This window comes from Agarilytica rhodophyticola, assembly GCF_002157225.2.
Classification (GTDB): domain Bacteria; phylum Pseudomonadota; class Gammaproteobacteria; order Pseudomonadales; family Cellvibrionaceae; genus Agarilytica; species Agarilytica rhodophyticola.
In genome coordinates, this window is record NZ_CP020038.1 from 1,257,364 (window position 1) to 1,278,659 (window position 21,296).

10 protein-coding genes are annotated in these 21,296 nt (G+C 45.2%); 9 read left to right on the forward strand and 1 reads right to left on the reverse strand.

The window, feature by feature from the left end; translation table 11 throughout:
• The first annotated feature begins 311 nt into the window (after positions 1 to 311).
• The 4 genes from BVC89_RS05340 to BVC89_RS05355 all read left to right on the forward strand — a co-directional run bounded on the left by BVC89_RS05340 (position 312) and on the right by BVC89_RS05355 (position 14,447).
• Positions 312 to 2,459 (forward strand): type I secretion system permease/ATPase, encoded by a 2,148-nt coding sequence (locus tag BVC89_RS05340; RefSeq protein ID WP_086930194.1) that lies wholly within the window; start codon positions 312 to 314, stop codon positions 2,457 to 2,459.
• Positions 2,446 to 3,831: an HlyD family type I secretion periplasmic adaptor subunit gene (locus BVC89_RS05345; RefSeq protein ID WP_245929348.1), complete on the forward strand. Its 1,386-nt coding sequence runs from the start codon at positions 2,446 to 2,448 to the stop codon at positions 3,829 to 3,831. The genes BVC89_RS05340 and BVC89_RS05345 overlap by 14 nt, the downstream gene beginning before the upstream one ends.
• Before the next feature lie 319 nt (positions 3,832 to 4,150).
• On the forward strand, positions 4,151 to 5,443 hold the full coding sequence (locus tag BVC89_RS05350) for a TolC family outer membrane protein (protein ID WP_086930196.1): 1,293 nt from the start codon (positions 4,151 to 4,153) through the stop codon (positions 5,441 to 5,443).
• A 31-nt stretch (positions 5,444 to 5,474) separates the two neighbouring features.
• Positions 5,475 to 14,447: a retention module-containing protein gene (locus tag BVC89_RS05355; protein ID WP_087684106.1), complete on the forward strand. Its 8,973-nt coding sequence runs from the start codon at positions 5,475 to 5,477 to the stop codon at positions 14,445 to 14,447.
• A gap of 25 nt (positions 14,448 to 14,472) precedes the next feature.
• On the opposite strand, the gene BVC89_RS05360 is transcribed toward BVC89_RS05355, so the two are convergent.
• The gene (locus tag BVC89_RS05360) at positions 14,473 to 15,468 is read right to left on the reverse strand and encodes a YheT family hydrolase (protein ID WP_086930197.1); all 996 of its coding nucleotides are present in this window, start codon (positions 15,466 to 15,468) and stop codon (positions 14,473 to 14,475) included.
• A 170-nt stretch (positions 15,469 to 15,638) separates the two neighbouring features.
• On the opposite strand from BVC89_RS05360, the gene BVC89_RS05365 reads away from it, so the two are divergent.
• The 5 genes from BVC89_RS05365 to BVC89_RS05385 all read left to right on the forward strand — a co-directional run bounded on the left by BVC89_RS05365 (position 15,639) and on the right by BVC89_RS05385 (position 21,102).
• Entirely contained in the window at positions 15,639 to 16,409 is a 771-nt protein-coding gene (locus tag BVC89_RS05365) for a M23 family metallopeptidase (RefSeq protein ID WP_245929349.1), read from the forward strand.
• 88 nt (positions 16,410 to 16,497) lie between these two features.
• Positions 16,498 to 16,701 carry a Trm112 family protein gene (locus tag BVC89_RS05370; RefSeq protein WP_086930199.1) on the forward strand — a complete coding sequence of 68 codons (204 nt, stop codon included), beginning with the start codon at positions 16,498 to 16,500 and terminating at the stop codon, positions 16,699 to 16,701.
• A 35-nt stretch (positions 16,702 to 16,736) separates the two neighbouring features.
• The gene (locus tag BVC89_RS05375; protein ID WP_086930200.1) at positions 16,737 to 17,090 is read left to right on the forward strand and encodes a histidine triad nucleotide-binding protein; all 354 of its coding nucleotides are present in this window, start codon (positions 16,737 to 16,739) and stop codon (positions 17,088 to 17,090) included.
• A 59-nt stretch (positions 17,091 to 17,149) separates the two neighbouring features.
• On the forward strand, positions 17,150 to 19,753 hold the full coding sequence (alaS, locus tag BVC89_RS05380) for an alanine--tRNA ligase (protein ID WP_086930201.1): 2,604 nt from the start codon (positions 17,150 to 17,152) through the stop codon (positions 19,751 to 19,753).
• Positions 19,754 to 19,866: 113 nt separating this feature from the next.
• A complete protein-coding gene (locus tag BVC89_RS05385; RefSeq protein WP_086930202.1) occupies positions 19,867 to 21,102 on the forward strand; it encodes an aspartate kinase in 1,236 nt (411 codons plus the stop codon).
• Positions 21,103 to 21,296 lie beyond the last annotated feature (194 nt).

Below are 21,296 nucleotides of genomic sequence, written 5' to 3' on the forward strand. Positions count from 1 at the left end.
CCATTAACAGGTTAACTGCTAGTTCTAAATGTAAAAAAGATGTAAAAGCTTTTACATAAAAGATATAAAAGCTAACCCGATTTACACCCTAAGCGTATACTTACTTATTAAGATCAGTCAGAATGTCGTCCTTGATGTCATTGGCAGGTGCTATTAGAGCTGATACTCAACTGATGAAAAATAAGCTGCTACAAGTTGGTGTTGTGTATATGCTTATTAAAAATGTGTTTATTTTCGATATTGCTTAACCCTGTCCTATATTATATTTATGGAAAAACGATAACAGGGTTTACAAAAGGTAAAGAGTAGTCGTGGATCAAAACGAAAATAACATGACAAGTAGTGCAAATGATCAAGATGTTCTTCTTGAATCGCTTGTGCACATATGCTCCCTCGAAGGAAAAGTTGTCGGCCGGTCTGCTTTACTGGCGGAGCTGCCTTTAGTCAATGGCAAACTTTCTCCAGAGTTGTTTTTACGCGCTGCTGCTCGTGCAGGCCTTGAAGCAAAAATTGTAGAGCGCGAATTTAAAGCCATATCGGCACTCGTTCTTCCGGCTGTCGCTTTATTTGCAGACAACAAAGTTCTTGTTATTGAGGGAATAAATGAAGAGGGAGATTATAGTTATTTTGACCCTCAAATAGGTGAGAATGCCCGTGCAACTCTTGATGAACTTCAGCAGGATTATTCAGGGCTCTGCATCTATATTCGTTCAGATTATTCATTAGAAGCTCGTGTCGAACAAGGCGAGACCCGTACTGAGCCTCATTGGTTTTGGAGTACATTAGGCCGCTCATGGCGGATATATAGAGATGTTCTTATTGCATCTTTCATGATCAATATTTTTGTTATCGCTAACCCTCTGTTTGTTATGAATGTATACGATAGGGTGGTGCCAAATAACGCAATTGAAACTCTCTGGGCGTTGGCGCTAGGAATATTAGTGCTCTACTCTTTTGATTTTATCTTACGTTTGTTGCGTACTTATTTTATCGAGGTGGCAGGTAAAAAGTCCGATGTATTGCTGTCGACTTTTATTATGGAGAAAGTCTTGGGAGCTCATTATTCTGAGCATCCCCAATCTGTCGGTGCTTTCGCCAGTAAAATTAAAGAATTTGAAGCCATAAGGAATTTTATCACTTCGGCGACAATATCCACATTTGTCGATTTGCCATTTGTTGCTCTTTTTATTGTTGTGGTGACTTATATTGGAGGGCCAATTGCGTGGGTGCCAATTGTGGCTATTCCGCTTATTTTAAGTTACTCATGGTTTGTACAAAGAAAATTGAAACTGTTGGTGTCGAATACTTTTGTCGCATCAGCACAGAAAAATGCCACCTTAGTTGAAGCCCTATCCAACCTTGAAACATTGAAAGGCTTAGGTGCCGAAGGTCGCGTTATTCGTAAATGGGAGTCTGCGGTTGGAACTCTATCCTTGTGGGGGCTGCGCTGGCGAATATTTTCTTCCAGTGCCACCACGTTTTCAGCCTTTGTGCAGCAGATGGCAGGGGTGTTTGTCGTAGTTGTTGGGGTTTATAGTATTGCTGAAAATGAACTGACTCAAGGAGCACTTATCGCCAGTGTCATTCTGGTTAGTCGAGCACTTGCACCTCTGGCACAAGTTTCTGGCTTACTTGTGCAGTATCATCAAGCTAAGTTGGCCTTAGATGCTTTAGAAGAAATTGTAACCCGACAACAAGAGCGGCCGAAGCATAAAAAATTTATTGAAAGGCTAAGTTTTCAAGGAGCGATAGAATTTAAAAACGTTGATTTCTCCTACCCAAATGAAACTATTGCTTCTTTAAATGGTGTCAGTTTTAAAATTAACCCGGGGGAAAAAGTCGGCATTATTGGGCGTATAGGATCGGGCAAATCCACTTTACATAAGTTGTTAATGGGGCTGTATCAGGTAAGTAACGGATCAATTTTGCTTGATGGCATTGATATTATGCAACTTGACCCCGCTCAGCTCCGTAATAATATTGGGTATGTCCCTCAAGAAAGTGTGTTGTTTTACGGTTCAATACGAGAAAACATTGCCTTTCACCAGACAAACCTTAGTGATGAGGAGATCATCCGCGCAGCTGATATTGCCGGTGTGATGGATTTTGTGAATCAGCACCCCAAGGGCTTTGAGCGAATTGTAGGTGAACGAGGTGAAGGTCTTTCTGGAGGCCAAAAACAAGCGATTAATATTGCTCGCGCGCTGGTGAGTAAAGCTCCTATTGCTTTGCTCGATGAACCAAGTATGGCAATGGATAATGCCAGTGAATTACGTTTGTTGGCTAACTTACAAAAAGAGCTTGCTAGTAAGACGCTCGTGCTAGTTACGCATAAGTCGGCTATGTTGGAATTAGTGGATCGTATTATTGTACTTGAAGCGGGACGAATTATCGCCGACGGGGCAAAGGATAAAATTCTTGATGCATTAAAAAAAGGTCAGCTTCGTGTCGCTAAATAAAATACACAAGATGTACCGCACTTTTCGCGATATTTGTCGTCATGATGATGACAAAATCTCCCTCGTAGACGAAGACTTAGATTATATTTCTTCTGCTAAAGCTGCTGTTTTACAGCAAACACCGAAGGGTGGGCGGCAGCTTTTATTGGTGGTTTTACTCTTTTTTATCAGCTTTTTTTTATGGGCCGGTTTCACTTTTGTCGATGAGTTTACTCGGGGAGAAGGTAAGGTGATTCCATCTCAACAAGTGCAAATTATCCAAAATTTGGAGGGCGGGATACTGGCGGAGCTGTTTGTCGCTGAAGGCGATCTTGTGAAAAGAGGCCAGCCTTTAGTACGGCTTGATGACACACGTTTTGCTTCTTCTCTGAGAGAGGCAGGTGTGACTTTGGCGCAATTACAAATACGTTCAGCAAGATTGAGAGCAGAGGCCGATGGCCAAGAATTTAAAATTCCCACCGATTCAAAATGGGATCCAACTTTAAGCGCTCAAGAAAAGGCATTTTACGATTCTCGTCAAAGTGAATTAAATAGTAATCGTCAGGTTTTATTACAACAAATATCTCAAAAGAAGCAAGAACAGTCTGAACTTGGCGCCAAGTATAAGCAGTTACAAAAAAGCTATGAGTTACTCAATACTGAATTAGAGTTAACACGACCGTTAGCGTCAGAGGGGGCTGTTTCAGAAGTGGAATTACTGCGACTTGAAAGGCAACTCAATGATTTAAGCGGTGAGCTGGCTGCGGCAGAACTCGCTTTGCCACGAGTAAAATCCAGTCTGAGAGAAGCCGAAGAGAAATTAAATAACCTGAGCCTGGTTTTTCGCCGGGAAGCACGAGAACAATTGAACGAAATTACATTAGAACTTTCTCGTTTGGCTGAAACCAGTGAAGCTCTTGCTGATCGAGTTGAAAGAACACTCGTTGTTTCGCCGGTCTCTGGCACGGTTAAGCGCTTATTGGTGAATACTATAGGAGGTGTTATCCAGCCTGGTATGGATATCGCCGAAGTGGTTCCCAGTGAAGAGGTGTTGCTGATCGAAGCGAAAGTCAGGCCTTCTGATATTGCATATTTGCATCCTGGGCAAACAGCTAAGATAAAATTTACAGCCTATGATTTTTCGGTAATGGGTGGGCTTAATGGCAACGTCGTCCATATTAGTCCCGATACTATCACTGACGAAGAAAATATGAGTTTTTACTTAGTAAAAGTAGAAACTAGCCGTGTTTTCGTTGGCCCTGATGGTACTGAGTTGCCAATAATTCCTGGAATGACGGTGAGCGTTGATATTCTCACCGGAGAAAAGACCATACTCGACTATATATTAAAGCCAATTCTTAAAACTAAACGTCTCGCTCTAAGGGAAAGATGACTGTTTTTTATTCTTTGTTCTTGTTTTAAAGAATAAAAAGTGATGTCATTATAAACAAAAGAAGTATCTGGCGTAAGAATAAAGAATCTTGTGTCGAGTTGTTTTACATAATCGTTTTAACAGCATTTTTTCTAATGTCCAGTGAATTTATTAATGCTGTTTTTATGAATAAAAATAAATAAGCGATGTATGTGCCGAATCTTTAGTTATGTAATAAACGCATAAAGGCAATAAAAACGGCATTTTTTGCATATTCCTAAAGAGTTAGCACATTATTTGCAGTGTCCAATTTGAACTGAAAAAAACTAGGTGGGGATGGATGAATAGTCTACATGTGAAGGCTCTTGTAGTGGTAATTATTTCGTTTGTGGGGATGTCAACGCAAGCGTATACATTAAGCGAAGCAGTGGAGGAGACCTTAAAGACTAACCCGAGAATGCTGTCTGTTATTCATGAATTACAGTCGCGAACCTATGAAGTAAAGCAAGCGCGCGCTGAATATTTACCAACAGTAAACCTAAATGCAGGTGTTGGTGAGGAAACGCGAAATGCGCCGGTAACAGGTGGAGAGGATATAGACCTCACCCGCGAAGAACTGTCTTTGCAAGCCGAGCAACTTATTTTTGATGGCTTCGGAACTAATGCAGAGATTCGCCGGCAGAAAGCTCGCGTGGAAAGTTTAGAGTATGTGGCCAATGCCACTGCACAGGATATCGCCTTGCGTACTGCAGAGGTTTATATCAATGTGCTAAGACAAAAAGAGTTGTTGGATTTAACCCGCGCAACTTTGTGGGAGCATCAAAATATATATGATCAGATGAAGTTGCGCAGTGATAAAGGTGTGGGTAGCAAAGCCGATCTCGATCAAATCGCTGCTCGTTTGGCTCTGGCAAATGCCAATATGGTAGTTGCTCAAAATAATTTAGCTGATGCTCAAGCTAACTTTTTTCGAGTCGCGGGTTTTTATCCCAACCTTGAAAATATGGCTAAGCCTGAAGAGATTGGTGAGTTGCCAGAGTCTATTGAAAATGCGGTTGCGGCGGCGGTAGAAAAACATCCTACCTTGCACTCGGCGACAGCAGATTTCAAGGCAGCTCAGGAGCAGTATAAAGCTGCTGGCAGCAGATATTGGCCAACCTTAAGATTAGAAGCAGAGAAACGTTGGGATGAAAATATAGGCGGCATTGAAGGTGAAGATGAAGATCTGATCGTGGCTTTGCGCTTGCAATACAATCTATACAACGGTGGTGCTGATAGAGCAAGAAGAAAGCAAACGGCCAAATTAATAGAACAGTCGAAAGATATACGTAATAACTCTCGCCGACAGGTGGTAGAAAGTACAAATCTTTCTTGGAATGCTCACAAAGCATTAAGTGCCCAGATGACGTTTTTAGAAGGGCATTATAAGGCTGCCACATCCACCAAAGCAGCCTACGCCAAACAATTTAATATTGGGCGTAGAACATTACTAGATTTATTGAATACTGAAACTGAAGTTGTTGAAGCCAAACGCGCACTTATCAATGCTCAGTATGACCAGTTATTTGCCCGCTACCGTATTTTTAATGCGCTGGGTACATTATTGGCAGCGATGAATATTAGCTACCAATAAATTTTTTTGATGAAATGAAGGTATTTTTCACATGGCAAATGAAACTTCAAACACAGACAGTGGAGTAAAGGTTCTCGGAAAAATCGAAGGAATCCAAGGCAATATTATTGTTGTTGATTCCAACGGTGTAAAAAGTCCGGGGCAGGTAGGTCAGTCATTGCCGTATGGAAGTACTGTTAAAACTATGGGCAGCAGTGTTGTGCTGCTCTCGGTTGATGGTCATGGTGTGGTCAGCCTTGGTCACGATGAAGAACTTACACTCGATCAGGAGCTACTAGCCTTACTTGATCAAATCCTCGAAGAGGGAATCGGTGAAGGTGTTAATTTTGAGCTTATAGCCCAGGCTTTAGAGGGAGGTGAATCTATTGAAGATTTGCTGCAAGCACCTGCTGCAGGCGGCTCACCAGATGGCAGTTCTAGTTCGTCTGCTGGTAGCGCTGCACGGGTAGAGTTGACCGCTGGTAGAATAACCCCAGAAAGTGGTTTTGAAACATCGGGCTTAACTCGTGTCGCCACACAAACAAACGCTGAAAATTTTCAGCAGTTTAACAACCCGCCGAGTACCACCGGAATCGCAGATGTCAGCATTGACGAGGATGTTCCAGTATCCTTCGATTTATCTCAGTCTTTTTCTGATATCGATGTAGCGCAAAGTCTACAATTTACTGTTAGCTCGTTGCCTGAAGGTTTGTCCTTCGACCCCCAGACTGGAGTGTTAAGTGGAACCCCCACTAATGACGCTGCATTTTCGCAAGATGGCCAGTACCTTATTTCTGTGACAGCCACGGATAACTCGGGCTTTGTTAACAATTCAGTAACGACAACATTTAATCTCAATGTTAACAACGTTAATGATGCTCCTATCGCCGGTGCTCCCATTGACCTTGGGCAAATTAACGAAGATCAAAGTATTGTTTTTAATGCGACACAACTATTGGCGGGTTCTTCGGATATTGACGCTTCCGATATTCTAACGGTTTCAGGTGTTAGCTTAGTGTCTGGCGAGGGGGAAGTTATTGACAACGGTGATGGAACCTTTACTTTTACTCCTTCGGAAAATTGGTTCGGAAATCCCCAATTTTCTTATACCGTCTCCGATGGCCAAGGAGGTGAAGCTGAAAATACAATCTCTCTTGCGGTTGATGCTGTTAATGATGCACCGATAGCCAATGCCGATTCTCTTGTCAGTACCGTTCCGCTGACATCTGTTAACGTAAACGCTTTGGGAAATGATACCGATGTTGATGGCGATGACTTATCCATCACTGGTGCTAGCGCCACAAGCGGCAGTGTCGTAATCGAAAGCGATGGTACTTTAACCTATACTCCCAACGACGGTTTTTTTGGCACGGATACTATTCAATATACCCTATCTGACGGTAATGGCGGTGAAAGCCAAACCACAATTCCGGTGTCTGTTGTTTATGACCCAGGTGTTGTGACAATTAATAATAGTGACACTGTAAACACGAATACTCCCAGCTTCTCAGGTACAAGTGCGAATATCCAAGGGGATATCACGCTTACTGTAAATGGCGTCGATTACAGCGTTACTCCAGCTTCAGATGGTAGCTGGAACTTTACTATACCTGCTGGTGCAAGCTTGCCTGATGGCAATTATCAAGTGAGTGTCTCCGGCACAGATATACTCAGCAATGATTCCACAGCTACTGATGATTTCATCGTTGATGCTTTGTTACCAACGGTCACTATTGTCGATCAAAATTCGGTATCAAATAGCTTCCCTACCTTTGAAGGTACGAGTGCTAATACCGATGGGGACTTCACTCTATCAGTCAACGGTGTTGATTACACAGTAACACCTCAGCCAAATGGGGACTGGAGTTTTACCCTTCCCGCAGCCTTGCCTGATGGAGATTACACCGCGCAAATTACTGTAAGCGATGCGCAGGGTAATACGGCTTCCGCTGATGATTTATTCGTTGTTGATGCCTTTGCGCCGGAAGTCACAATAGATGATCAATCGGTTGTCTCTGGTACTGTGATTTTTTCGGGCACTTCGGCCAACACTGATGGCGACTTGATGCTGACCGTCGACGGTATGTCTTATTCGGTAACACCTGCGGCCGATGGCTCATGGACTTTCACTCTGCCGCCATCAGACGTATTGCCAGACGGTAATTACACCGCCACCATTATCGGCAATGATGCCCAGGGCAACTCCGCCTCAGATCGCGATGATTTTGTGGTAGATAACGACATTCCCATCGTCACCATTAATAATTTGGATACCGTTGATTCGCCGCTCCCTACTTTCTCTGGTACCAGCGCAAATATCGATGGCTACCTTACGCTGACTGTCAATGGTATTGACTACACCGTAACGCCAGATGCCACCACCGGCGCTTGGGTATTTACTATCCCAGACCCCGATGCCTTGGCCGACGGTAATTACACGGCTTCCATCAGCGGCAGTGACTTAGCTGGCAATGTCTCCAATGATAGTGATGATTTTGTTATCGATGCAGTGGATGATATTCCGGCTATCAGTGGCGATACAGCAGGAAGTGTTACGGAAGATGATGCGGCCACACTAACCGTTTCTGGAGATTTAGATGCTGCTGGTGGTGATCCAGGCGAAGATCAGTTTAATCCAGAAACTCTGAACGGTACCTATGGTGAACTTGAAATCAACGCCGCCGGGGAATGGACTTTCACGGCCGACAATAGCCAAGCAGCGATTCAAGCCTTAGCACCGGGTCAAACCTTGACCGACACTTTTACCGTGACCAATGCGGACGGAGTCACTACCCAAGATATCGTGATTACCATCAATGGTAACGATGATGTGCCTACGATTACGGGCGATACCACTGGCTCGGTCACCGAAGATGATGCGACAATGTTGACTACATCTGGTGATTTGGACGCTGCCGGCGGTGATTCGGGAGAAGATCAATTTAATCCTGAAACGCTAACCGGTACCTATGGTGAACTTGAAATCAACGCTGCCGGAGAATGGACTTTCACGGCCGACAATAGCCAAGCGGCCATTCAAGCCTTAGCCCCGGGTCAAACGTTAACGAATACTTTTACTGTCACGAATGCGGACGGAGTGACGACCCAAGATATCGTGATTACCATTAATGGTAACGATGATGTGCCTACCATTACGGGCGATACTTCTGGCTCTGTCACTGAAGATGCTGCCGCAACCCTCACCACTTCTGGTGATTTAGATGCGGCTGGCGGTGATGCGGGAGAAGATCAGTTTAACCCCGAAACGCTAACCGGCACCTATGGTGAACTTGAAATTAACGCTGCCGGGGAATGGACATACGAAGCGGTCAATTCTCAAGCCGCGATTCAAGCCTTAGCGCCAGGGCAGACGCTGACTGACACTTTTACCGTCACGAATGCGGACGGGGTGACCACCCAAGATATCGTCATTACCATCAATGGTAACGATGATGTGCCCACGATTACCGGCGATACTGCCGGTTCCGTGACAGAAGACGATGCTGCCACGTTAACGGTTTCCGGTGATTTGGATGCGACCGGCGGTGATGCGGGCGAAGATCAGTTTAATCCTGAAACTCTGAACGGCACCTATGGTGATCTCACGATTAATGCGGCTGGAGAATGGACGTATTCGGCTGTGAATAGCCAAGCCGCGATTCAAGCCTTAGCGCCTGGTCAAACGCTCACGGAAAGCTTTACCGTCACGAATGCGGACGGAGTCACTACCCAAGATATCGTGATTACCATCAATGGCAATGATGATGTGCCCACCATTACAGGCGATACCACTGGCTCGGTCACCGAAGATGATGCGGCAATGTTGACTACATCTGGTGATTTGGATGCGGCCGGCGGCGATGTGGGAGAAGATCAGTTTAATCCTGAAACTCTGAACGGCACCTATGGCGAACTTGAAATCAACGCCGCGGGGGAATGGACTTTCACGGCTGACAATAGTCAAGCCGCGATTCAAGCCTTAGCCCCGGGTCAAACGTTAACGGATACTTTTACTGTCACCAACGCTGACGGGGTGACGACCCAAGATATCGTGATTACCATCAATGGTAACGATGATGTGCCTACGATTACGGGTGATACTTCTGGCTCTGTCACTGAAGATGCTGCTGCGACCCTCACCACTTCTGGCGATTTAGATGCGGCCGGCGGCGATGCGGGAGAAGATCAATTTAACGCCGAAACCCTGACCGGTACTTATGGTGAACTTGAAATTAACGCCGCCGGGGAATGGACTTTTACGGCCGACAATAGTCAAGCGGCGATTCAGGCTTTAGCCCCGGGTCAGACGTTAACGGAAACCTTTACCGTCACGAATGCGGATGGGGTGACGACCCAAGATATCGTGATTACCATCAATGGTAACGATGATGTGCCCACCATTACGGGCGATACCACTGGCTCGGTCACTGAAGATGATGCCGCGACCCTAACAACCAGCGGTGATTTAGACGCGGCCGGCGGTGATGCGGGTGAAGATCGATTTAACGCTGAAACACTGACCGGTACCTATGGTGAACTTGAAATCAACGCAGCGGGGGAATGGACTTTTACGGCCGACAATAGCCAAGCGGCGATTCAAGCCTTAGCCCCGGGTCAAACGTTAACGGATACTTTTACTGTCACGAATGCGGACGGGGTGACGACCCAAGATATCGTCATTACCATCAATGGTAACGATGATGTGCCCACGATTACCGGCGATACTGCCGGTTCCGTGACAGAAGACGATGCTGCCACGTTAACGGTTTCCGGTGATTTGGATGCGACCGGCGGTGATGCGGGCGAAGATCAGTTTAATCCTGAAACTCTGAACGGCACCTATGGTGATCTCACGATTAATGCGGCTGGAGAATGGACGTATTCGGCTGTGAATAGCCAAGCCGCGATTCAAGCCTTAGCGCCTGGTCAAACGCTCACGGAAAGCTTTACCGTCACGAATGCGGACGGAGTCACTACCCAAGATATCGTGATTACCATCAATGGCAATGATGATGTGCCCACCATTACAGGCGATACCACTGGCTCGGTCACCGAAGATGATGCGGCAATGTTGACTACATCTGGTGATTTGGATGCGGCCGGCGGCGATGTGGGAGAAGATCAGTTTAATCCTGAAACTCTGAACGGCACCTATGGCGAACTTGAAATCAACGCAGCGGGGGAATGGACTTTCACGGCCGACAATAGCCAAGCGGCGATTCAAGCCTTAGCCCCGGGTCAAACGTTAACGGATACTTTTACTGTCACGAATGCGGACGGGGTGACCACGCAAGATATCGTGATTACCATCAATGGCAATGATGATGTTCCCACGATTACCGGCGATACTGCCGGTTCTGTCACTGAAGATGATGCCGCGACCCTCACCACTTCTGGCGATTTAGATGCGGCCGGCGGCGATGCGGGCGAAGATCAGTTTAATCCTGAAACTCTGAACGGTACCTATGGTGAACTTGAAATCAACGCCGCCGGGGAATGGACTTTCACGGCCGACAATAGCCAAGCGGCGATTCAGTCTTTAGCCCCAGGTCAAACCTTGACCGACACCTTTACCGTGACCAACGCGGATGGGGTGACCACCCAAGATATTGTCATTACTATCAATGGCAATGACGATGTGCCCACCATTACCGGGGATACTACCGGCTCGGTCACCGAAGATGATGCCGCGACCCTCACCACTTCTGGCGATTTAGATGCGGCCGGCGGCGATGCGGGCGAAGATCAGTTTAATCCCGAAACCCTGACTGGCACCTATGGTGAACTTGAAATTAACGCCGCCGGGGAATGGACTTTCACGGCCGACAATAGCCAAGCCGCAATTCAAGCCTTAGCCCCAGGTCAAACGCTCACTGACACCTTTACCGTGACCAACGCGGACGGAGTCACCACCCAAGATATTGTCATTACCATCAACGGCAACGACGATGTGCCTACGATTACGGGCGATACCACCGGTTCGGTCACCGAAGATGATGCCGCCGCCTTAACGGTTTCGGGCGATCTTGACGCGGCCGGCGGTGATGCGGGAGAAGATCAATTTAACGCTGAAACCCTGACCGGCACCTATGGTGATCTCACGATTAATGCGGCTGGAGAATGGACGTATTCGGCTGTGAATAGCCAAGCCGCGATTCAAGCCTTAGCGCCTGGTCAAACGCTCACGGAAACCTTTACTGTCACCAACGCGGACGGAGTCACTACCCAAGATATCGTGATTACCATCAATGGTAACGACGATGTGCCCACCATTACCGGGGATACCACCGGCTCGGTCACTGAAGACGCTGCCGCCACCTTAACGGTTTCGGGCGATCTTGACGCGTCTGGCGGTGATGCGGGAGAAGATCAGTTTAATCCCGAAACCCTGACCGGCACCTATGGTGAACTTGAAATTAACGCGGCGGGGGAATGGACTTTCACGGCCGACAATAGCCAAGCGGCCATTCAAGCCTTAGCCCCAGGTCAAACCTTGACCGACACCTTTACCGTGACCAATGCGGATGGGGTGACCACCCAAGATATTGTCATTACCATCAATGGCAACGACGATGTGCCCACCATTACCGGGGATACTACCGGTTCGGTCACTGAAGATGATGCTACATTCTTAAGAGTTTCTGGCGATTTAGATGCAGCCGGCGGTGATGCAGGTGAAGACTTATTTACTCCACAGACTCAAACTGCCACTTATGGTGTACTTATCATAAATGCTAATGGTGGGTGGGAGTACTCTGTAGATAATGGTTTAAGTGCTATTCAAGCGCTAGCGCCCGGCCAGACAATTACTGAGACCTTTACTGTCACCAATGCGGATGGGGTGACCACCCAAGATATCGTGATTACCATCAATGGCAATGATGATGTGCCTACGATTACCGGCGATACCGCCGGTTCCGTGACAGAAGACGATGCCGCCACGTTAACGGTTTCCGGTGATTTGGACGCAGCAGGTGGCGATGCAGGCGAAGATGAATTCACCGATGCCACTTTAACTGGAACTTATGGCACTCTTGAAATTAGCCGCAATGGCGAGTGGCGTTATAGCGCCGATAATAGTCAAACTGCTATTCAGCAACTGGCGGTTGGGGTTGCTCTGACAGATACATTCACAGTATTGAATGCCGATGGTGTGACTGCTGAGACTGTAGCCATCACGATAAACGGTGCTGATGATGTTCCCACCATTACCGGAGATACCACCGGTCTTCTGACGGAAGATGACGCGCCATCATTGACAGTAACAGGGGATCTTGACGCTAGCGGAGGTGATGCAGGCGAAGATCTTTTTGTTCCGGAAACGATCACCGGTACCTATGGTGAGCTAACCATCGATGCTAACGGCAACTGGTCTTATAGTGCAGCGAATGATCAAGAAGCCATACAGCGCTTGACCGACGCCACTGATAACCTAACTGATACCATTACTGTGACTAATGCTGATGGTGTTACTACTCAAGATATTGTGATTACCATCAGAGGTGATCTCAATGGGGTTCCAGATGTATTTGTAGATGATTCGGATATTACGCCCACTACCGTTAACTTAGACTTTGAGTTTGTAGGCGATGATTTCGATCCAACACCTCAAGATGATTTTACTGATGCCGGTGGCGTTGATCCTGCCAACCTCTCGTTGAATTCAGAAAGCAATGTTACAGTTAACTTTGTTTCCGAATCGGCGGGCTTTAGTAGCTCTATTGGTTGGTATCAGATAGATGATAGTGGTCGCATTGTTAATACGGAGTTTATCTGGGCAGACTCCAATAACATTTCGTCGGCCGATGAAAGCATTACACTTAATAACGTGAGTGAAGGTCGTATAGGCTTTTTTCTTGTGCAAAATGGTTTTAGCGATGTGAATGCTCTGTTATCCAGAGGAAGCGGCTTCTTCCGTTTTGAGGATTCTGCCGGTAACCCAGCGACAACCTCTACGCCGGGTGCTGTACTTGTTTACTACAGTGATGGCGATGAGAATAGCCCTGCAGGCTTCAGGCTAGAGTTGCCGCCAACTTTACATGCTAGCAACCCCAATTTAAATCCAGATGGACTGGAGCATTCTGATTCAGGTGTTGATGCTGGTGATCCAAGTCGACTGGTGATTGGTTTTGAAGATCTTATTGCCTCCGACCCATCAAGTCCTAATTCTGGCGTCGACTGGGACTTAAGAGACTTTGTTTTTAGCATTGAAATCTCAGGTGTTGCACAAAATGTGGCAAGTGTGGCATCCAACCTCGAAATTGTTGACGATGGCACTGACTTACAAGCTGCAGCAGTAAATCTTATTTTAGGTCGAGAAGCGGATCAGCTCACTTTGTTGGATGTTACGGAAGATTTGGCAGCTTCTTACGGTATTACTGTAGAATATGACGCTGTTTCTCGAACCCTCAACTTTTCCGGAACCGCCTCCATTGCGCAGTACGAAGAAATTTTGTCGCAGATACAGGTTGCCAGCTCGGAAACACTGGGAAGTGAACCTCGACAAGTAGAGGTTAGAGTCACCGATACTGATGGCAATACTAGTGTGGTCAACACCATTAACCTGAATGCGGACGCAAGTTATAGTTTTGATCAAGACGACTTTATTGCAGGCAACGATGACGGTAATCTGCTATCCGGACTGGTAGGCGACGACGTGATCTTTGGTGGTCTGGGTAATGATACTGCTACGGGAGGCTCTGGTGCTGACACATTTGTTTGGCAGGCAGGCGATGAAGCCTCATCGGCGGTTGACACTATTACCGACTTCACTATTGGCGTTGGTGGTGATGTTTTAGATGTCTCTGATTTACTGCAAGGCGAGAGTGATTCTGCCTTAGTTTTGGATGATTACTTAGACTTTTCATCTGACGGTACGGATACAACAATATCTATTGATGTGGATGGTGATGGTTCAGGGGCTGATATGACCATTGTGCTACAAGGGGTTGATCTGACGACTTTTGGCGCTGATCAGAGCATTATTCAAAACCTCATAGATAACAACAATATTATTACTGATTAGGACTAGTGGCTTATGGAACCTGTTATCAGGCTCCATAAGCTGTAATAAAGTCTAACATGCGTTCGTCGGCCCAGCTTGCTCGGCGGATATGCTTTATAAAAGCGCAGTGTGATCCATAGTCTTGAATATCAAACGTTAACTTCTCACTACAGTTTTTCTTTTGTATGGCTTCGATATCCTCTATGGGAATTACGGGGTCATCTTTACTTGCAATCAACAGTGTCTCAACTTTTATTTCTGATAAAAGCTCCGGCGTGATCGTGTAGGATTGAAAGTAGTCTTCAACGGAATCAAACCCTGTATATTCAGGTATAAAAAAGTCATTCATTTTTACCAGTGTGTTCAGGCTTTCTAACTGTGTCTGATAGTTATACTGAGGAAATAAATTCAATTTTTTCTGTAAGGAATGTTTCCACTTGCGCACGAAGTACCACTCGTAAAAAGGTAGAGTGTCTGTTATTGCTTGCGTACTATGGTCGGGTCTTATTACCGGGCATATAGATACAATACGAGCTAATGCATGAGGTAGCTCGGTGGCACGAGTGCCTACTCTCAAGGCGAAGTTTGCGCCTAATGAAAAGCCTGCAAGGTAGCAGTGTGTATGGGGTATAAGTGTTTGGATTTTAGCGATAGCGTCCATTGCCTCGTCAATAAGTGATGAGTTGAAAATGCCTTCGTTAAGATGATGTGAATCATGATGATCTTTGAAATTGAGACGAAAAATATTGAATCCTGATTCGAACGCTTTGCCTCCAGATGACAAAACATAGCCGGAATCACAAGAGCCTTCCCAACCATGAAATAATATAAGTAAAGGCCGGGTGGTCTTATCGTTGTGTATGGTTTTCATACCACTTAAGCGAACGTCGTTTGCAATTTCAAGAGTGACTTGCTGTGAGTTTTTTATTAGCGATGAATACTCTCTTTTTAACAGTATTCTTCTTAAACGGCTGCTTGTAATAAGGTTCTGCACATGTGTATTCGCGATCCAAACGGATGGCTTAAAAATATCTCTACTCAAGTGTATAACTCTATCTATTGATTTGCGAATACTGTTGAATGTTGCATATTATTGGTGGTTAAGTCCAATAGTATGATAAAAATACACGCCTAACCTTAACTGTATTAAGTAAGAGTGCTTAAATTGTGCGCATTTTAATTTTCTTTGTATATCTTTTTTCTGTGTCTAGTGTGGCTTCCGATTTACAAATATCCGGCGAGTGGATACAGGGTGGTTTATTAAAGGGTAAGACATCACCTGCAAATAAAGTGATAATTTTTGATCGTGATGTTTACGTTTCTGAGCAAGGCGAATTTGTGTTCGGACTAGGAAGAGATACTCCTAACAAATTTAAAATTTCGGTTAAAGCACCATCAAAAGAAGTGCAAGACTATTTTTATGATGTTAAGCAGCGCCAATACCCTACACAGAAAATTGAAGGCGTAGCGAAGAAGTATGTCGCCCCTCCAAAAGAGGTGACACGCAGAATACAAACCGAAGCTGCGCAAGTTAAAGCTGCGCGCAAACAATTCTCCACCCATGATTTTTTTACAGTAGGATTTAAGCTACCTCTTAAAGGGCCTATTACTGGAGTATATGGCAGCCAAAGGGTTTTTAACGGTGTACCTAAACGGCCACACTATGGTTTAGATATCGCGGGGCCTGTTGGCGCAGTAGTAAAGGCGCCTGCAGCCGGTATTGTCAGACTAGTGCATGAAGACATGTACTACTCCGGTGGCACCTTGATCATTGACCATGGTCAGGGTATCTCATCTACATTTATTCATTTGAGTAAAATACTGGTATCTGAAGGTGATATGATTGATGTCCTTGAGCCTATTGCCGAAGTTGGTGCCACCGGCAGGGTGACTGGCCCGCACTTAGATTGGCGTATCAATTGGTTTAATCAGCGCCTAGATCCTGCTTTGTTATTGCCGTCTTCTGATTCGAAATCTCAATAAATCACGAGGAGCTCCGCGAGATAGAGACACAGCAGGGGTAAGCAGTGTAATATTCGTGCTTTTCTTCGATTTAGTATGTACAAGAGATATGATTGATAAAAAATTGCTTAGTATGTTGGTGTGTCCGGTGAGTAAGGCTCCATTAATATACGACCAAGAGAAAGATGAGCTGGTGTGTGTGGCCAGTGGTCTTGCCTACCCTATTCGTGACGCTATCCCTGTTATGCTGGAATCAGAAGCACGTGAAATATCCTTGGAAGAAAAAGAATATTTCGCTTCGAAAAAAACCTAATTCGCTCGAATGCACTAATTTTAAAAAGGCTTGTAATGGCTGAAGAAACGATTTTTACTAAAATAATCAACGGCGATATTCCTGCTGACATTGTTTATCAAGATGAACTGTGTATTTGTATCAAGGATATCAACCCGCAGGCGCCAACCCATGTGCTTGTTATTCCCAGACAACCTATTCCTCGCCTGGTAGATGCTAATGAGGAAGATAAAGCTTTACTTGGCCATTTAATGATATCTGTTGGCACTATCGCCAAACAGTTAGGTGTCGAGGATGCATTTCGAGTACTTATAAATAATGGTGAGGATGCCGGCCAAACGGTTTTTCATTTACATCTCCATATTCTCGCAAATAAAAAGTTTAGCGAAGACTCCCTGGCTATGTCTTAGGCCAGCTATGGCTAATTGAATAGAATTTATTTAAAAATATATTATCGGAATACAGTTTTATGAAGTGCGCGGAAATTAGAGATGCTTTCTTAAATTTCTTTGAAAGTAAGGGCCATACCATTGTACCTAGTAGCTCCTTAGTGCCTGGTAATGACGCAACTCTGCTTTTTACCAATGCCGGCATGGTGCAGTTTAAAGATGTTTTTTTAGGTCAAGAAAAGCGTGCTTATACTCGCGCAACTAGTTCTCAGCGATGTGTTCGAGCTGGTGGCAAACATAATGATCTTGAAAATGTAGGTTATACAGCACGTCACCACACATTTTTTGAAATGCTGGGCAACTTTAGCTTTGGCGATTACTTTAAAAGAGACGCGATCGCTTTTGCTTGGGAATTCCTCACCAAAGTGCTAAAGATTCCTGAAGAAAAAATGTGGGTAACGGTTCATATTTCCGATGATGAAGCAGCAGACATTTGGCTAAAAGAAGTGGGTGTGAGTCCCGATCGTTTCTCTAGGCTCGATGAAGATAACTTCTGGCAGATGGGGGATACCGGTCCATGTGGTCCCAGTTCTGAAATATTTTATGATCATGGTGCTGATGTACCTGGAGGGCCTCCAGGTAGTGAAAATGATGATCTAGACCGCTACATTGAAATCTGGAATCTCGTATTCATGCAGTACGAGCGCCAAAGTGATGGTTCACTTGTTCCTCTTCCAAAACCCTCGGTAGATACTGGAATGGGCTTGGAAAGAGTGGCCGCGCTATTGCAAAATGTGCATACCAATTACGAAATAGACCTCTTCCAAGCCTTGCTGAAATCTGTTGCTGAAATCACCGGCACCCATGATATGAGCAATCAGTCATTGCGCGTTATTGCCGATCACATTCGTTCATGTTCCTTCCTGGTATCTGACGGTGTTGTGCCTTCAAATGAAGGCCGGGGTTATGTTTTGCGCAGAATTGTCCGAAGGGCGATTCGCCATGGTCACAAGCTTGGACAAGAAGCCGTTTTCTTCCACAAGCTCGTTGCTACATTAGTTGAGCAGATGGGAGATGCTTATCCAGAGCTAAGAGAAAAACAACACCATATTGAATCGGTATTATTGGGTGAAGAAGAACAATTTGCCAAAACGCTCGATAAAGGTATGGCGGTGTTAAATGATAAGCTGGCCAAATTAGAGGGAGATATTATACCAGGAGAAACGGTTTTTGCTCTTTATGATACCTATGGCTTTCCCGTTGATTTGACTAATGACATCGCTAGAGAAAAAGGCTTGAGCATTGATAGCGATGGCTATGAAAAATTAATGGCGCAACAAAAAGCTTCGTCCAAAGCCGCCGGCGGTTTTACTGTAGACTATACCGATAACCTGAATATAGCGGGTCAGACGCAATTTATTGGCTACACAGATGTTAATGGTACAGGCTCGGTCAAAGGCTTATACAAACAGCAAACCGAAGTTGGTGCCCTTGAACAAGGTGATGAAGGTATTGTTGTTTTGGACAAGACGCCTTTTTATGGCGAGTCTGGTGGCCAAATTGGCGATACAGGATATCTGGTAATAAATGACGCTAAATTTGAAGTTCGTGACTGCCAAAAACACGGCGATAATCATATCCATATTGGTGTGATGTTAGCCGGTAGGATAGCTAAAGGCGATGAAGTACAGACGATAATTGATGGTGATGTTAGGCAGGCTATAACCCTTAATCATTCCGCTACGCATCTGCTGCATGCAGCACTGCGCAAAGTGCTAGGTGAGCATATTACTCAAAAAGGCTCGCTGGTTGACTCCGAAAAGCTTCGTTTCGACTTTTCTCACTCTGAAGCGGTTGGCGAAGACAAGATCCAAGAGATAAGCAAGCTGATTAATGATCAAATTCGTTTGAACTCCGAAGTTAGCACTGAGCTTTGTGATATGGATACCGCTATGGCCAAGGGTGCAATGGCCTTATTCGGCGAGAAATACGGCGATGAAGTGCGCGTATTATCTATGGGTAATGGTTTTTCTGTGGAATTATGTGGCGGAACACATGTCAGTAGAACAGGAGAGATAGGTGTTTTCAAAATCGTCTCTGAAAGTGGTGTGGCAGCGGGTATTCGGCGTATAGAAGCATTTACAGGTGAAAAGGCATTATTGCATTATCAGTCTCAGGAAATGGAGCTCAACAGCGTAGCGAAAAGACTGAAAGCCGCGCCTTCGAAAATCACTGAAAAATTGGAGCAGTTACTCTCACAAAATCGTCAGTTGGATAAAGAGCTTAATCAACTCAAGGCAAAATTAGCCTCTTCATCAGTGGATGCTTGGTTGAGTGAAGCGCAAGAAATATCAGGTGTAAAAGTGCTAGCAAAAACACTTGAAGGGGCCGATGCGAAATCCTTGCGCGATATTGTTGACCAGTTGAAAAATAAATTGGGAACCTCCGCTGTACTTTTAGCCACGAATAATAGTGGCAAAATTTCCTTAGCTGCAGGTGTTACCAAAGATGCCACAAGCCTCATAAAAGCAGGTGATATTGTTAAGCACGTTGCTACCCAAATTGGCGGAAAAGGGGGAGGTCGTCCAGATATGGCACAAGGTGGAGGCACGGATGTTGGCGCGCTTCCCGAAGCTATGGCGTCTGTTCCTTTGTGGGTGGCAGAGAATATCGCAAGTCGATAATAAACATTGATAGAAGTAGATGCAGTGGTTAACTTTTGGGTTAAATTAGTGTTTAATTGGCGCCCTTTTTCTAGCCTCTGAAGATTGAAAATTAGGATTGGTAAAGCTAACACATGAGTTTGTTTGTACAGAAGTTTGGTGGGACATCCGTAGGTACTACGGAGAAAATCAAATCAGTAGCTAAGAAGATTGCCGGCTTTCGAGACGACGGTCATGATATTGTTGCTGTCGTTTCTGCCATGAGTGGTGAGACTAACCGCCTCATTGGTCTTGCTCATGAAATGCAAAAAGTGCCTGATGCTCGAGAGATGGATGTGTTGGTTTCCACCGGAGAACAGGTCACCATTGCTCTTTTATGTATGGCCTTAAAAGACTTGGGGTATGAAGCTCGGTCTTATACTGGCGGCCAAGTTAAGATTTTAACAGATGACTCTCATACAAAAGCTCGTATTCAAGAAATTGACATTGAAAAGATGTCCGCTGACCTCAATAAAGGCAGGGTGGTTGTAGTCGCAGGCTTTCAGGGAGTCGATGAAGAAGATAATATCACAACGCTGGGGCGCGGTGGCTCAGATACTACAGGTGTAGCCTTGGCTGCGGCGCTAAAAGCAGACGAGTGTCAGATCTACACTGATGTTGACGGCGTGTATACTACTGACCCTAGGGTTGTGGAATCAGCACGCAGGTTAGAGCGTATCACTTTTGAAGAAATGCTTGAAATGGCAAGTTTAGGGTCGAAAGTGCTGCAAATACGTTCGGTCGAGTTTGCTGGCAAATACAATGTACCATTGCGTGTTTTATCGACCTTTAAAGATGGTACTGGTACTTTAATTACTCTCGACGAGGAATATTCAGATATGGAACAACCTGTTGTGTCAGGTATCGCGTTTAATCGTGATGAAGCGAAACTATCGATCTTAGGTATCCCTGACTCACCAGGCGTTGCATACAAGATTTTATCTGCCATCGGCGAAGCTAACATAGAGATTGATGTCATCGTACAGAACATCGCTGCCGACCAGAGTAATGATTTGACATTTACAGTGCACCGTAATGATGTTGAAAAAGCAGAACACATACTGAAAAATGTAGCCACCGATATTGGCGCTCGGGAAGTGCGTGCAGACGACAAGATTACAAAAGTGTCGATAGTTGGGGTTGGTATGCGTTCCCATGCAGGTGTAGCATCGACAATGTTCAGTGCACTGGCAGAAGAAAATATCAATATTCAGATGATTACTACTTCTGAGATAAAGATATCGGTAATCATTGATGAAAAGTATTTGGAGCTAGCTGTCAGAGCTCTTCATACCGCATTTGGGCTTGATAACACTATAGAAGAGTCTTAATGCAAGCCAGGAGGCGCGAAGTCACAACCGGAAGGTACAAGTTGTGGTGGTTCAGTGACGGAATATCAAGAATTAGCTGGTTTAATGCAAAGATCCATCACTAAAGCTCAAGTATAAGAGTTAATAACAAAAAGGGTCAGATAATAACCTACGGTAGCGGCTAATTCGCATAAACATTAAGCTGCCGTGCTCAC

Bases quoted from the DNA above. Each gene is read 5' to 3' on its own strand.
- BVC89_RS05350 (WP_086930196.1), top strand. From the start codon at position 4,151: ATGAATAGTCTACATGTGAAGGCTCTTGTAGTGGTAATTATTTCGTTT.
- BVC89_RS05355 (WP_087684106.1), top strand. From the start codon at position 5,475: ATGGCAAATGAAACTTCAAACACAGACAGTGGAGTAAAGGTTCTCGGA.
- BVC89_RS05370 (WP_086930199.1), top strand. From the start codon at position 16,498: ATGATTGATAAAAAATTGCTTAGTATGTTGGTGTGTCCGGTGAGTAAG.
- BVC89_RS05375 (WP_086930200.1), top strand. From the start codon at position 16,737: ATGGCTGAAGAAACGATTTTTACTAAAATAATCAACGGCGATATTCCT.
- alaS (WP_086930201.1), top strand. From the start codon at position 17,150: ATGAAGTGCGCGGAAATTAGAGATGCTTTCTTAAATTTCTTTGAAAGT.
- BVC89_RS05385 (WP_086930202.1), top strand. From the start codon at position 19,867: ATGAGTTTGTTTGTACAGAAGTTTGGTGGGACATCCGTAGGTACTACG.